Annotated in this window: 13 protein-coding genes; 7 read left to right on the top strand and 6 right to left on the bottom strand. The window is 68.8% G+C overall.

From position 1 onward, the window contains the following. Window positions 1–6: 6 nt before the first annotated feature. Window positions 7–378, bottom strand: coding sequence for a heme-binding protein (locus ACJH6H_RS10090; protein WP_406774771.1), 372 nt, complete (start codon window positions 376–378; stop codon window positions 7–9). 95 nt (window positions 379–473) lie between these two features. Further along, window positions 474–1,019 carry a hemophore gene (locus ACJH6H_RS10085; protein ID WP_406774770.1) on the bottom strand — a complete coding sequence of 182 codons (546 nt, stop codon included), beginning with the start codon at window positions 1,017–1,019 and terminating at the stop codon, window positions 474–476. A 410-nt stretch (window positions 1,020–1,429) separates the two neighbouring features. On the opposite strand from ACJH6H_RS10085, the gene ACJH6H_RS10080 reads away from it, so the two are divergent. Both ACJH6H_RS10080 and ACJH6H_RS10075 read left to right on the top strand, forming a co-directional pair. Continuing rightward, window positions 1,430–4,348 carry an MMPL family transporter gene (locus ACJH6H_RS10080; RefSeq protein WP_406774808.1) on the top strand — a complete coding sequence of 973 codons (2,919 nt, stop codon included), beginning with the start codon at window positions 1,430–1,432 and terminating at the stop codon, window positions 4,346–4,348. Continuing rightward, window positions 4,345–4,884: a helix-turn-helix transcriptional regulator gene (locus ACJH6H_RS10075; protein ID WP_135357928.1), complete on the top strand. Its 540-nt coding sequence runs from the start codon at window positions 4,345–4,347 to the stop codon at window positions 4,882–4,884. Before ACJH6H_RS10080 ends, ACJH6H_RS10075 begins: the two co-directional genes overlap by 4 nt. Window positions 4,885–4,963: 79 nt before the next feature. On the opposite strand, the gene ACJH6H_RS10070 is transcribed toward ACJH6H_RS10075, so the two are convergent. After that, entirely contained in the window at window positions 4,964–5,653 is a 690-nt protein-coding gene (locus tag ACJH6H_RS10070; RefSeq protein WP_406774769.1) for a hypothetical protein, read from the bottom strand. Then, window positions 5,650–6,330, bottom strand: coding sequence for a hypothetical protein (locus ACJH6H_RS10065; RefSeq protein ID WP_135357930.1), 681 nt, complete (start codon window positions 6,328–6,330; stop codon window positions 5,650–5,652). The genes ACJH6H_RS10070 and ACJH6H_RS10065 overlap by 4 nt, the downstream gene beginning before the upstream one ends. 59 nt (window positions 6,331–6,389) lie before the next feature. Here ACJH6H_RS10065 and ACJH6H_RS10060 point away from each other — a divergent pair, with 59 nt between their 5' ends. Beyond that, window positions 6,390–8,363: a M13 family metallopeptidase gene (locus tag ACJH6H_RS10060; RefSeq protein ID WP_212807929.1), complete on the top strand. Its 1,974-nt coding sequence runs from the start codon at window positions 6,390–6,392 to the stop codon at window positions 8,361–8,363. 48 nt (window positions 8,364–8,411) lie between these two features. Here ACJH6H_RS10060 and ACJH6H_RS10055 read toward each other — a convergent pair whose 3' ends face one another. Continuing rightward, entirely contained in the window at window positions 8,412–9,494 is a 1,083-nt protein-coding gene (locus tag ACJH6H_RS10055) for a L,D-transpeptidase family protein (RefSeq protein ID WP_406774768.1), read from the bottom strand. Between the two features lie 222 nt (window positions 9,495–9,716). On the opposite strand from ACJH6H_RS10055, the gene ACJH6H_RS10050 reads away from it, so the two are divergent. From ACJH6H_RS10050 to ACJH6H_RS10035, 4 genes are all read left to right on the top strand, one after another. Beyond that, complete coding sequence (locus ACJH6H_RS10050) at window positions 9,717–10,016, top strand: thiamine-binding protein (protein WP_064978907.1); 300 nt, start codon at window positions 9,717–9,719, stop codon at window positions 10,014–10,016. Between the two features lie 82 nt (window positions 10,017–10,098). Beyond that, window positions 10,099–11,508, top strand: coding sequence for an allophanate hydrolase (locus ACJH6H_RS10045; protein WP_406774767.1), 1,410 nt, complete (start codon window positions 10,099–10,101; stop codon window positions 11,506–11,508). Next, entirely contained in the window at window positions 11,505–12,203 is a 699-nt protein-coding gene (locus ACJH6H_RS10040; RefSeq protein WP_318984818.1) for a cysteine hydrolase, read from the top strand. The genes ACJH6H_RS10045 and ACJH6H_RS10040 overlap by 4 nt, the downstream gene beginning before the upstream one ends. 13 nt (window positions 12,204–12,216) lie before the next feature. Then, window positions 12,217–13,809 carry a regulator gene (locus ACJH6H_RS10035; RefSeq protein ID WP_318984819.1) on the top strand — a complete coding sequence of 531 codons (1,593 nt, stop codon included), beginning with the start codon at window positions 12,217–12,219 and terminating at the stop codon, window positions 13,807–13,809. An 82-nt stretch (window positions 13,810–13,891) separates the two neighbouring features. Here the strand turns inward: ACJH6H_RS10035 and ACJH6H_RS10030 are convergent, their stop codons facing one another. Next, window positions 13,892–14,221: a metal-sensitive transcriptional regulator gene (locus tag ACJH6H_RS10030; RefSeq protein WP_212807925.1), complete on the bottom strand. Its 330-nt coding sequence runs from the start codon at window positions 14,219–14,221 to the stop codon at window positions 13,892–13,894. Window positions 14,222–14,229 lie beyond the last annotated feature (8 nt).

The raw sequence follows: 14,229 nt of genomic DNA, 5'->3' as shown, positions 1-14,229 counted from the left end.
CCCTGACTAGCGGGCAGCTGGGCCGGGCAGGCCGCAGCGGTCGCGGATGTCCTTGAGCGGCTGCCGGATGCCCTGCAGCTCCGCCTTGGTCTGCGGGTTGGCGGCCAGGTACTGCTTGACCTTGGCGTGCGCCTGGTCCTTCGACAGGCCCCGGAGGCTGGTGAAGAAGTCGTTCACGTCGGGGTGGGTGAACAGGTAGGCGGAGGTCGAGGCCTCGACGCCCGACTTGACGCCGGCGATGTCCGCAGAGGTGCAGTTGGGCGGCAGGTCGTCGGCGAGGGCCGACGGCACGGCACCGAACAACATGCTGCCGGCGACCGCGCCGGCACCGATGAAACCGGCAACAACGCGTCGCTTGGCCAGAGCGGAAAGCATCATGTGGTCAAACCCCTTCGTCGAGAGTTCCGGTAGCGGAACCCCGACGGGGCTACCGGCCCCTCAAAGATAAGCAGAAGAGCCGGATAACCGCCTGTCTAGCGCCCGGCGGGTTGCGCCGCCGACACGGCCTGGGCCGCCGGGATGGACCCCGTCGCCGTCGTCACGCCAGGCAGGGTGGGCGTGAACGGCACGGCGCCGGGCACGCTCGGCATCGCGGGCAACGTGGCGGGCAGTCCGCCACCCTGCTGCGCCGACTGCATCAGGCCCATCAGCTGCGGCAGGGTCAGCGGCAGCTTGCACTGCGACGACAACGTCACCAGCGGCGCCTGCAGGTTCTGCAGCGCGGCGCCCTCCTGCGGGTTGGCATCGAAGTAGGTCTTCAGCGCTGCCAGCGACTGCGGGCCGGGCTGCTGCTGCGAGATGTTCGTCAGCGTCTGGTTCGCGGTGGGGTGCGCATCCAGGTAGGTGCCCGTCGAGGTGGCCACCATGCCGATGGTCTTGGCGACCTGGCTGGCCGCGCACGGATCCTGGCCCGCACCGGCCGACGGAGCCCCGAACGACGTCACCATCACGCCGCCGACTGCAGTTACAGCGAACGCCCCGGCAAGTCCGCGGCGAACCGCCACACTGGTCGTCTTCATGGCAAATCTCCTCACCGGTTTACGGACCAGAGACGGCCATGTAAACACTCGGCAAACACTGTTTTCCCGGGGTGGCGTCAATGGCAGCGCCGGCCTCATCCGGGATTCGGCTCCCGCCATCTTGCCATCGCGGCGCGGCCGGTGACCAATCCACACAGCAAACATCCAGGTCACTGCGGTGTTCAAACCTGGCGTCGCAGCCCGCCATCGGCCTCCGACACCGTTGCCGGCGGGGCCGGCAGTGGCCCGGTTGCAGTTGGATCAAGGTTCCCGTCAGGCGCCTCATCGCCGCTCGCGAGCCGGTCACCCTACCCCATACTGGGGTAGGGTCGGCGGCACGAAACGCCGATCAAAACACTCCGGTGGCAACCGGGACGACCGCAGGAAGAGGGTTCGCCATCCAGCAGTTGATGATGCGGCTGAGCGGTCTGCTGCGGCGCTGGCGCTGGGTGGTCTTCGCCACCTGGCTGTTGCTCATGGTGCCGTCCCTGTATCTCGCGGCGACCCAGTCCAGCAACCTCAGCGGCGGCGGCTTCGAGGTCGCCGGCTCCCAATCGCTGCACGTCCAGCGCGAACTCGAGGACCATTTCCCCGACGAGGGCGCCTCGCCGCTGGCCCTGGTCGCGGCCCCCAACGCCAACGCCACGCAGGAAGACATGACGGCCGCCGTCGACGAGCTCAAACGCATCGCGGCCGGCGTCTCCAGCGTCAAGGTCGTCCCCGACCCCACGCAGGCCGAGCCGCAGGCCGGCAAACCCTACGTCGTGACGTTGCGCCTCGACTTCAACAACAGCGGCGCCGTCGACATCGCCAAGAAGCTCCGCACCGCGATCGGCATCAAGGACGGCAAGCCCGGCCAGACCGCCGACGGCAAGGTCCGGCTGTACGTCATCGGGCAGGGCGCACTCGGCGCAGCCGCCAGTGAGACCACCAAGCACGACGTCGCCGAGGCCGAGAAGTGGAACCTGCCGATCGTGCTGATCGTGCTGCTGGCGGTGTTCGGCTCCCTGGCCGCCGCGGCCATGCCGATGCTGCTCGGCGCCTGCACGGTGATCGTGACGATGGGGGTGGTCTACCTCCTGTCCATCTGGGTCACCATGAGCGTCTTCGTGACGACGACGCTGTCGATGTTCGGCATCGCGCTGGCCGTCGACTATTCGCTGTTCATCCTCATGAGATTCCGCGAGGAGCTGCGGGCCGGCCGCGACCCGGAGCAGGCCGTCGACGCGTCGATGGCGACGTCCGGTCTGGCCGTGCTGCTGTCCGGGCTGACGGTGATCGCGTCGATCACCGGCATCTATCTGATCGGCACGCCGGTGCTGTCGTCGATGGCCACCGGCGCCATCCTGGCCGTCGCCGTCGCGGTGCTGACGTCGACCACGCTGATCCCGGCGGTGCTGGCCACGTTCGGCAAGCGGGTCGCCAAACGCTCGTCGTGGCTGCACGTCTCGCGCCGCCCGGACGCCACGCAGTCACCGTTCTGGACCCAGTGGACCGAACGGACCATGCGGTGCCCGTGGCTGTCGGCGCTGCTGGCCACCGTCTTCCTGGTCGCCCTGGCCGCACCGTCGTTCGGCATGCAACTGGGCAACAGCATGCTGCGCCAGTTCGAGCCGTCCCACGAAATCCGCAGCGGCGTGGCCGCGGCGGCGGAAGCGCTGGGCCCCGGCGCTCTCGGCCCCATCCGGGTATTGGCGACGTTCCCCGACGCGACGGCGTCCGACCCGCAGAACACCGCGACGCTCGACGCGCTGCACCAGACCATGACGCAGGCGCCGGACGTCGCCCAGGTGGCGCCGCCGGTGTTCAGCAACGACAACCGCAGCGCCCTGTTCTCGGTGGTGCTCGCGGTGGACCCCGAAGACCTCGTCGCGCGGGACTCCATCACGTGGCTGCGACAACACCTACCGGGTGTCGCCGGCCCGAACGTCGCCATCGCCGTCGGTGGGCCGACGGCGCTGATCATGGACTTCGACCACCGCGTCGCGAACACCGAGATCCTGGTCTTCGTCTTCGTGTCGCTCATCGCGTTCGTGATGCTGCTGATCTCGATCCGCTCGATCGTGCTGGCACTCAAGGGCGTCCTCATGACGGTGCTGTCGGTCGCCGCGGCCTACGGCAGCCTGGTGATCGTCTTCGAATGGGGCTGGTTCAAGGCGCTCGGGTTCAAGCCACTGGAATCACTGGACACCACCATCCCGCCGCTGGTGCTGGCGATGACGTTCGGCTTGTCCATGGACTACGAGATCTTCCTGCTGACACGCATCCGGGAACGCTTCCTGCAGACCGGCAACACCCGCGACGCTGTCGCGTACGGCGTCAGCACCAGCGCCCGCACCATCACCAGTGCCGCGCTGATCATGATCGCCGTCTTCATCGGGTTCGCGTTCGCCGGCATGCCGCTGGTGGCCCAGATGGGTGTGGCCTGCGCCGTGGCCATCGCGGTCGACGCCACGGTGGTGCGGCTGGTCCTGGTGCCGGCGCTGATGGCGATGTTCGACCAGTGGAACTGGTGGCTGCCCAAGTGGCTGGACCGCCTGCTGCCGTCGGTGGATTTCGAAAAGCCGTTGCCCGCCACCGATACCGGCAGCCTCGTCATCATCCCCGACGACATCTCCGCACTGGGCCCGTCCGGCGCCGAACTGCGCAGCGTCGTCAAGTCGGCGGCCAAGCTGAAAAACCTTGCCGCACAGACCGTCACCGTCGCCGACCCGCTGGCGTTCAGCGGCTGCGAGCCCGGCGAGCAGCAGTACGTGCCCCGCGCCGTGCCCCGCCGGATCGCGGCGGCGCCCCCGCGCAAGGACCGCTCGCGCACCGGGCTGGCGCTGCTGCGGCGGCGCGCGCACGGCCAGTCCCGGTCCGCGTCGGACAACCCCGACGTGCACCCCGTCACCATGTGGGGCGGCCGGCTGTCGGTCGCGCTCGACGCCCTGTCACTCGACGAGACCGACGGCCCCGCCATCGAGCGCCGCAGCCCCGTGGAGACGACGACGGTGCTGTTGCCCACCGGCGACCGCCTCGAGATCCCGACGGGCGCCGAGACGCTGCGACTGAAGGGCTACCTGATCATGTCGCGCAACAGCGTCCAGGACTACACCGACTTCGTCGATTTGGTCTCCTGCATGGATATCCGGACCGCAGCCGCGGTTCTGGCCGGAATTGACGGGTATTACTGTGGAGAACGGTCGAAGAACCAGTGGGTGGCCACCCAGTTGGTCCGCAGGTTGGCCGACCCGCACCCGTTCGACGACCACGAATCGGCAGATTGGCCCGACGTCAAACAGCGTTGTCTGGCGGTGGCGGTGGCCATGTTGGAGGAGGCGAGGTGACGTTGACATCCGAAGTGAGGGACACCCCTTCTGGTGCCGACGGTCCCGGTAAGTCCACCGCCGCCGGCACCAACGGGGCGCCCACCGTCGCGTTCCCGGCACAGGCCCCCGGCGAGAAGCCCGTCGAGTTCTGGTCGACGTCCGCCATCCGCGCCGCGCTGGAGAACGACGACCTCGCGGTGTGGCAGCGCATCGTCGTCGCCATCAAGCGCGACCCCTTCGGCCGCACCGCCCGTCAGGTCGAAGAGATTCTGGCCACGAGCAACCCGTACGGCATCTCCAAGGCGCTGGCCGAGGTGCTGGCCCGCGCCCGCACACAGCTCGAAGCCAACGAATGCGCCGAGGTGGCCCGCCAGATCCGGCTGCTGATGGAGCGTTCCGGTCTCAGCGAGACCGAGTTCGCGTCCCGCATCGGCGTTGGCGCACAAGAACTTTCGGCCTACACCGCCGGCACCACCAGCCCGTCGGCCGCGCTGCTGGTGCGCATGCGCCGGCTCTCGGACCGGTTCGCCCGGATGCGTTCCGCCCGCTCGTAGCCACCCGCCGAGAAGGACCAAATGGTCGCTTCTCGCGCGCCGAGACGACCATTTGGTCCCTCTCGAGCGGCTACCACCCCTACCGCGACGCGATCGGGGTCACGTCCATGACCAGCCAGCGTCCGTCCTGCTTCGTCAGCGTGACCCGCAGACCCAACACCGTCGCCTGTGCGGGTTTGTTGGGGGTGTTCTGCGTGGCGCGCATGACCACGGCGACACTGGCGAAATTGGGGCCGATGGTCTCGATACCGGCCGAGATGGTGCTGGCCTGCCCGGCCACCCCACGGCTGGTCAGATCCTTGGCGACCGCGTTGAACTCGTTGCGGTAGGCCTCCGCGCGCTGCGGCGCCATCAACGCCGTGGCGCGGTCGATCGACACGTTCGGCGCGCCGGGCGTGAAGGTCGCCGACGCCTCCGCGACGCTGCTGGCGATGCCGACCACCATGGACATGTCGGCGCTCGTGGTGCGATCCGGCACCGTCCACTTGGTGTAGCCGACGATGGCGGCCGCGACCACGGCGACCGTCGTCAGCCCGACGACCGCGAGCCGCAACCTGGGCGCGTCGTCATCGGTGCCCATGGTGACGCCGTCACGGCGGAACAGCACGAAGTTGACGATCGACGCCTGCAGCACCAGCAGCCCGATGATGGTGCCCACCACGACCCACCACAGCGGCCGCTCCAGGGCCAGCCCGATGTAGACGAGGCTCGCCAGCACCGCGAGCGGCGCCAGGATGTCGAAGACCAGTACCCGCCACGCGTTCCTCATCGCAGCGTCTCCAATCGCGAGATCAGCAACTTGCCGCCGATGTCGGACACTCCGAGGCGCAACCGCCAGCGCACGGTCTGCGGCTTGGCGCCGGCGTTCTGGCTCACGGACGTCGCGATCACGAGCACCGTCGTCGTATCCGAGGAGATGGCCGCCAGCTCGGGCTGGACGGCCGGTTTGCCCTGCTCGCCCGGCGGTGCGTGGTGCAGCGTCTCCAGCGCGACGGACTCGATCTGCCCCGTGGTCTGGCTCTGCAGCTTCTGCACCAGCTGGGTGAACGGCGCGACGGTGGCATCGAAATCGGCGTTGAGCTGGCCGACGGTGCCCTCGTGCAGCTTCGGCACGTTGACGGCGACGTTGTCCTTGGTCATGTTGATCAGCAGGCCGGCCCACTCGGCGGCGGCCTTCATGGCCTGCGCCTCGTGCACGCGTTCCTTGTCGTCGGCCCGGTGCCCCAGGTAGACCCACGTCGCGACGACGACGGCGACGGCCGCGACGACACCCAGCACCGCGGAGACGATGCCGTAGCGGCTGAAGATTCCCTCAGCCTGATCGCTCGGCGCGGCAGCCTTGGCGGCGGGCTTGGCGGCGGTGGCCGCGCCGGCTGATCCGGTGTCTTTCGCTGTGTCTTTCGCAGCGTCTTTTTCGGCGGAGTCTCCGCTGCGCTCGTCGGGCATGGGCGTGAGGCTACCCGCAGCGCCCACCGGCACTGCAGCGGCGATGGCAGGATGGCGAGGTGACTCTCGAAGCTACCTCGCCCCGATCCGGTATCGACCTGAGCTACCTCGACCCCGACGCCCGCCCGCAGGACGACCTGTTCGGTCACGTCAACGGCCGCTGGCTCACCGACTACGACATCCCGGCCGACCGCGCCACCGACGGCGCCTTCCGCCTGCTGGCCGACCGTGCCGAGGAGCAGGTGCGCGACATCATCACCAACGCATCCGGCGCGCCGAACACCGATGCACAGCGCATCGGCGACCTCTACGCGAGCTTCATGGACACCGAGCGGGTGGCCGCCGTGGGCCTGGCGCCGCTGCGGGCCGAGCTGGCTCTCATCGCCGACGCTGCTACCCCAGAAGCGCTGGCCACCGTGCTCGGCGGGCTGCAGCGCACCGGCGTCGGCGGGGGCGCCGGCGCGTACGTCGACACCGACTCCAAGGATTCGACGCGGTACCTGCTGCACTTCACGCAGTCCGGGCTCGGCCTGCCCGACGAGTCCTACTACCGCGAGCCGGCACACGCGGCGGTGCTGGCGGCCTACCCGCAGCACATCGCCCGCATGCTGAGCCTGGTCTTCGGCGGCGACCAGACCGAGACCGCGGCCCGCATCGTCGCGCTGGAGACCAAGCTGGCCGCGGCGCACTGGGATGTGGTCAAGCGCCGCGACGCGGACCTGAGCTACAACCTGCGGCGGTTCGCCGATCTGGCCGACGAAGCGCCCGGTTTCGACTGGGACGGCTGGCTGGCGGCGGTCGGCGCGTCGGCCGATGTGGTCACCGAAGTCGTGGTGCGGCAACCCGATTTCCTCGTCGCCTTCGCGGCGCTGTGGGCGTCCGAGCCGCTCGAGGACTGGAAGGCGTGGTTGAGCTGGCGCGTGATCAGCGGCCGCGCCCCGATCCTGACCGACGACCTGGTGGCGGAGAACTTCGACTTCTACGGCCGCACCCTGTCGGGCACCGAGGCGATCCGGGACCGCTGGAAGCGCGGCGTCGGCCTGGTCGAGAGCCTGATGGGTGACGCCGTCGGCAAGCTCTACGTGGACCGGCACTTCCCGCCGTCCCACAAGGCGCGGATGGATGAGCTGGTGGCCAATCTGCGCGAGGCCTACCGCGTCAGCATCACCAACCTCGAGTGGATGACGCCCGAGACCCGGCAGCGCGCGCTGGCCAAGCTGGACAAGTTCACCCCGAAGATCGGCTACCCGGCACGCTGGCGGGACTACTCGAATCTGGTGATCGACGCCGGCGACCTGTACGGCAACTACCTGCGGGGCCAGGCCGTCGAGCACGATCGCGAGCTGGCCAAGCTGGGCAGCGAAGTGGACCGCGACGAGTGGTTCATGACGCCGCAGACGGTGAACGCCTACTACAACCCGGGCATGAACGAGATCGTCTTCCCCGCGGCCATTCTGCAGCCGCCGTTCTTCGACGCCGAGGCCGACGACGCCGCCAACTACGGCGGTATCGGCGCGGTGATCGGGCACGAGATCGGGCACGGCTTCGACGACCAGGGCGCCAAGTACGACGGCGACGGCAACCTCGTCGACTGGTGGACCGACTCCGACCGCGCCGAATTCGGTTTGCGGACAAAGGCTCTCATCGAGCAGTACGAGGCCTTCACGCCGCGGGCGCTGGACGCGGGCCACCACGTCAACGGTGCCTTCACCGTCGGCGAGAACATCGGCGATCTGGGTGGGCTGTCCATCGCGCTGCTGGCCTACGAGCTGTCACTGGGCGGCAAGGAGGCGCCCGTCATCGACGGGCTGACCGGTGTCCAGCGCGTCTACTTCGGCTGGGCGCAGGTGTGGCGCACCAAATCCCGTGACGCGGAAGCCATTCGGCGCCTGGCCGTCGACCCGCATTCGCCGCCGGAGTTCCGGTGCAACGGCGTGATCCGGAACATCGACTCGTTCTACGAGGCGTTCGACGTCACCACGACCGACGAGCTGTACCTGGACCCCGCCGAGCGCGTGCGCATCTGGAATTAGCCATACCACGCGAAAACCCCCTATTTCGTTGTTCGCGTTGTTGACGGGTCAGCGCGTGCTGGCGCCCGAACCCGAACCCGAACCCGAGCCGCTGCCCGTGGTCGGCGTCGCGGCCGGGGTCTGCATGCCCCACTGCCAGTCGCCCGCGCCGTCGGAGTAGTTGTAGAGACCGACCGAGTTCTTCACGACGATCGGGTCACCGCTGCCGAACTGGTCGTAGAACCACTTGGCGTTGTCGGGCGCCAGGTTGATGCAGCCGTGGCTGACGTTGCGCTTGCCCTGGTCGGACACCGACCACGGGGCGCTGTGCACGAACGCGCCGCTGTTGTCGATGCGGACGGCCCACTGCACCTTCAGCTTGTAGCCCTCGGGGGAGTTGACGGGGACGCCGTAGGTCGACGAGTCCATCACGATGTCCGGGAACTTCTCCAGCACGTAGTAGGTGCCGTTCTTGGTCTCGTCGCCGGTCTTGCCCATGGACATCGGGAACGTCTTCTCGACCTTGCCGTTACGGCTGATGGTCATCTGGTGCGTCGCGTTGTCGGCGGTGGCGACCAGCGCGTCACCGGTGCGGAAGCTGGACTTGGTGCCCGCGGCGTCGATGTTGACGACGGTGTTGGCCGGCCAGAAGGCGATGGGCCGCCAGCGCAGCTGGGTGTCGGTCACCCAATAGAACATGCCGGGCACCGGCGGGTTCGACGAGATGTGCACGGCGTCCTGCGCCATCTGCTTGTTGGCGATGGGCCGCGGGAAGTTGATGTAGATCGGCTTGGCCACACCCACCATGGACCCATTCACCGGGTTGAAGGTCGGCGGGTTGAACGGCGGCTGACCGACGAACGGGGTCGGGTTCTGGCCTGCCGGAGTACCTGGCGGGATCGGCTGGGGTTCGCCGGGGATCGGGGCGCCCGGGATGACGGGCGCAGGCGCCGGCACCGGTTCAGCAGCCGGCGGGATCGGCGGTGGCAAGGGTGCCTCAGTGGGAAGACCCGGATCGATGGGCGCCGCCGCCACATCGGGGTCCGGCGCATCCGGGTCGGCCAGTGCCGACGGGGTTGCGACGGTCATTCCGGCGACCAGTCCGGCCGCCACGACCGCGGTCAGAAGCTTGCTCTTGTTCCACTGCGGCATCCGCCACCTCCAGTTCACAACGTCCCCAGTCTCTCATAGCGCGCTGACCGGCCCCTGCCGCGAAAGCCCGTCGTACCGCGATTTCGGCCCCGTCGAAGGCGGCTGAACTGCACAGTTGATCGCCTCAGATATGTCGAGCGTTACTCTCACCGGTCACACGCGACACCCGGGAAACACGGCGGACGGCTGTCGAAGCCGCGGAATCCGCGCACAATCGACCATGTGATTGTTGCCTTCAGCGTCAGCCCGATGGGTGGTGACGAGTCCGGCGGCGTCGCCGCGGCCGTCGCCGCAGCCGTGCGGGTGGTGCGCGAGTCCGGCCTGCCCAACGAGACCAACGCGATGTTCACGAACATCGAAGGTGAGTGGGACGAGGTGATGGCCGTCGTCAAACGGGCCGTGGACGCCGTGGCTGCGGTGTCCCCGCGGGTCAGCCTGGTCCTCAAGGCCGACATCCGGCCCGGCTACACCGGCCAGCTGACCGCGAAGGTCCAGCGCATCGAGGACGAACTCGGCACGTAGCCGCAACGCGGCCGTCGACCCCTAACACGATCGACACACGCCCGTACTGCCGGCGCCATCATGCTGCCGACAATGGTCAGGCATGGGTTCTGATGTGCACGGGTTCGCCGCTGGTCCGACCATCGGCCCGTCGGTGGCCGAAATCCTCGATTCGCACGCCGCCGGCACCGGCTCTCCGGTCAAGACCGCGGCCCGCGTGGCCGACGCCATCGCCGCCCGCGGGGACGACGGCACCTGGCTGTCCGTCGTGCCGCGCGAGGAGCTGTTGGCGGCCGCGGCGGAGATCGAGAACCGGCCCGGCGCCCGCACACTGCCGCTGTACGGCGTGCCGTTCGGTGTGAAGGACAGCATCGACGTCGCCGGCGTGCCCACGACCCTGTCCTGCCCCGACTACGCGTACGTCGCCGAGCGAACCGCACCGGCCGTGCAACGCCTGCTCGACGCGGGCGCGCTCTATGTCGGCAAGACCAACCTCGACCAGTTCGCGACGGGTCTCAACGGCACCCGGACGCCCTATACGGTGCCGCGCAGCGTCTACGGCGGTGGTCTCATCTCGGGCGGGTCCAGCTCGGGCTCCGCGCTGGCGGTCGCGCTGGGCCAGGTGCCGTTCGCGGTGGCCACCGACACCGCCGGGTCCGGCCGGGTCCCCGCCGCCCTCAACGGCGTGGTCGGTTTCAAACCGTCCCGGGGACTGATCAGCACCGTCGGACTGGTACCGGCGTGCAAGTCGCTGGACTGCCTCAGCGTGATGGCGGGCTGCATCGACGACGTGGACCGGGTGTTCGACGTGATGGCCGGCCGCGACGACGCCGACGCGTGGTCGCGCGACCGGGGACCGCGCCACGGCGGCGGGCCGATCCGGGTCGGACTGCCGCCGATCGCCGAGCTGGAGTTCTTCGGCGACGATGCCATGCGCGCAGCGCATCTGAGTTTCCGCGAACACCTCGAGCGCCTGGCCGTCATCGTCGAGGTGTCACTGGCGCCGTTCCTCGCCGCGGGAGCCCTGCTCTATCAGGGCCCGTGGGTGGCCGAGCGGCTCGTCGAGTTCGGTGATTTCCTTGCCCGACAACCTGATTCGATCCACCCCGTGGTGCGCGACATCTTCCGCAGCGGCCTGAACTACACCGCGGTGGACGCGTTCGCCGCCCTGCAGAAGCTGCAGGAGCTCAAGGCCGAGGTGGGCCGACTCTGGCAGACCATGGACGTCCTCGTGGTGCCGACCATCGGGACCACCTTCACCGTCGAGCAGGTGCAGGCCAACCCGATCGAGTGCAACACGATGCTGGGCCACTACACGCACTTCGGCAATCTGCTCGATCTCCTGGGCGTCGCGGTCCCGCTCGGCGTGACCGGTGACGGCCGTCCGTACAGCGCGATGCTGCTGGGCAACGCCCTGTCGGACGACACCGCGCTGACGCTGGCCGCGCGCATCCTCGACGAACCCCGCACGACAACCGAGGTCGCCGCGGCGCCCGTCGAGGAGCTCGCATGACGTCCGTCGAGGTCCCGGCCGAACCGACCCCGTTCACCCTCACCGCCGGGCGGACCGCGCTGATCGTCATCGACATGCAACGCGATTTCCTGCTGCCCGGCGGCTTCGGCGAGAGCCTCGGCAACGACGTCGACCAGCTGCTCAAGGTGGTGCCACCGCTGGCGGCGTTGCTCGCCGCGGCCCGTGCCGCCGGGGTCATGGTCGTCCACACCCGCGAGGGCCACGAACCAGACCTGTCGGACTGCCCGCCCGCCAAGCTCAATCGCGGTGCGCCGTCGAAACGGATCGGGGATCCCGGCAAGTACGGCCGCATCCTGATCCGCGGTGAGTACGGCCACGACATCGTCGACGAGCTGGCCCCGATCGACGGGGAGCTGGTGATCGACAAGCCGGGCAAGGGCGCGTTCTACGCCACCGGGCTGCAGGACGCGCTGACCGCTGCGGGCATCACGCAGCTGCTCGTCACCGGCGTCACCACCGAGGTGTGCGTGCACACCACCACCCGCGAAGCCAATGACCGTGGCTACGAGTGCCTGGTCGTATCCGATTGCGTCGGTTCATATTTCCCGGAGTTCCAGCAGGTGGGCCTGGAGATGATCGCAGCGCAGGGCGGCATTTTCGGCTGGGTTGCGGACACCGCGGCGGTCATTCCCGCGCTGCAACAACTCGGCGCCCCGTCACCTTCTGCGGTCTAGAGAGGACCTGCCCATGTCCACCGACGTCTCCGATCCCCCGGCCGCCGGCACCCCCAAACCGGCCCTGTCCCTACCGTGGTGGACGCGCGGCGACACCAACGCGTTCTTCGGGCTGGGGTTCAACATCCTGGTCAACGTCCTGACGCTGACGGGTCTCATGATCGGCGTCGTCAAGGTCCCCGCCGGTGACGTACTCGGCACCATCCTGCCCGCGCTCGGGGTGGCGCTGATCCTCGGCAACCTCTACTACACATTCCTGGCCCGCCGCCTCGCGCGGCGCGAAAACCGCACGGACGTCACGGCTTTGCCGTACGGCCCGAGCGTGCCGCACATGTTCATCGTGGTGTTCGTGGTGATGCTGCCGGTCTACCTGCACACCAAGGATGCGATGCAGGCCTGGCAGGCGGGGCTGGCGTGGGCCTTCATGATCGGCATCATCGTGATGATCGGCGCGTTCGTCGGCCCCTACATCCGCGAACTGACACCGCGGGCGGCCATGCTCGGGACGCTGGCCGGCATCTCCATCACCTTCATCTCGATGCGGCCGGCGGCCCAGATGTGGGAGGCGGCCTGGATCGGGCTGCCGGTGCTGGCGATCATCCTGATCGGGTTCTTCACCGACGTGAAGCTGCCGTTCGGCATCCCGACCGGACTGGCCGCACTGCTCGTCGGTACCGCCATCGGCTGGATCGGCGGGTTCATGTCCGCACCCGATGTCGCCAAGGCGGTGTCCGACATCGCGATCGGACTCCCCGATCTGCGGATCGGCATGCTGCTCTCGGGCCTGTCGCATCTGGCCCCGCTGCTGGGGACCGCCATACCGCTCGGCGTCTACAACTTCACCGAGGCGATGAGCAACGTGGAGAGCGCGGCCGCCGCCGGCGACAACTACAACCTGCGCAGCGTGCTGCTGGCCGACGGCGCGGGCGCGGTGATCGGCTCGGCCTTCGGCTCTCCGTTCCCGCCTGCCGTCTACATCGGCCACCCCGGCTGGAAGGACGCCGGCGGCCGCGCCGGGTATTCGCTGGCCAGTGGCGTGCTGATCGGGGCCTTCTGCTTCCTGGGCCTGTTCGGCGTGCTCGACGCGCTGTTGCCGGTGCCCGCGATCGTGCCGATCCTGCTCTACATCGGTCTGCTGATCGGCGCGCAGGCCTTCCAGGCCGTGCCGCGCCTGCATGCCGTCGCTGTCGTCGCGGCGCTGCTGCCCAACCTCGCGCAATGGGCCGGCGGCCTCGTCGACAACGCGCTCAACGCCGCCGGCACGTCGGCCGCGGCGGTGGGTCTGGACAAACTCAACGGCGCGGGCGTGGTCTACCAGGGGCTCCAGACGCTCGGCGAGGGCGCGGTGCTGGTCGGCCTGATCCTGGGCACCATGGTGACCTTCATCCTGGAGAAGAAGTTCCTCTACGCGGCCATTGCGTCGGTCGTCGGTGCGGCGTTGTCCTTCATCGGTCTGATCCACGCACCCGAGGTGGCGTGGGCGGCCAATCCACAGGTCGCCCTGGGCTATCTGTTCTTCGGCCTGGTGTGCGCCGCGTACTCGCGGTTACCCGGCGCCGATCAACCGGTCACGGTCGACGAGTCGGACGTCGTCGCCGGGCACTAGGAGACGGCGCGATCACAATGTGCCCCTGACAGCGGCGCCATCGCAAATGACTCCATGACAACGCTCGTGGAGTCACATTGCGTCAGGACCGGACGAGCCGCGCGATCGCCGCGGAGGCCTCGGCCAGCTTCTGCTCGGCCTCGTCGCCGCCGACAGCCACCGCGTGGCTCACGCAGTGCCCCAGGTGCTCATCGAGCAGCGCCAGCGCGACCGACTGCAGCGCGCTGTTCACCGCGCTGATCTGCGTCAACACATCGATGCAGTACTTGTCCTCGTCGATCATCTTGGCGATGCCGCGGACCTGTCCCTCGACGCGCCGCAGCCGCTTGGCGTAGTTGTCCTTGTTCGGCGAATAGCCGTGTTGGGCCTCAGGGTGACCCGCCACCGCAACGTCCGACTCGTCTGCCGTCATAACCCCAG

The organism is Mycobacterium sp. SMC-21 (genome assembly GCF_045310825.1).
Lineage (GTDB): Bacteria > Actinomycetota > Actinomycetes > Mycobacteriales > Mycobacteriaceae > Mycobacterium.
The sequence above is the reverse complement of the archived record's forward strand: the minus strand, read 5'-3'. Positions and strand labels throughout refer to the sequence as shown.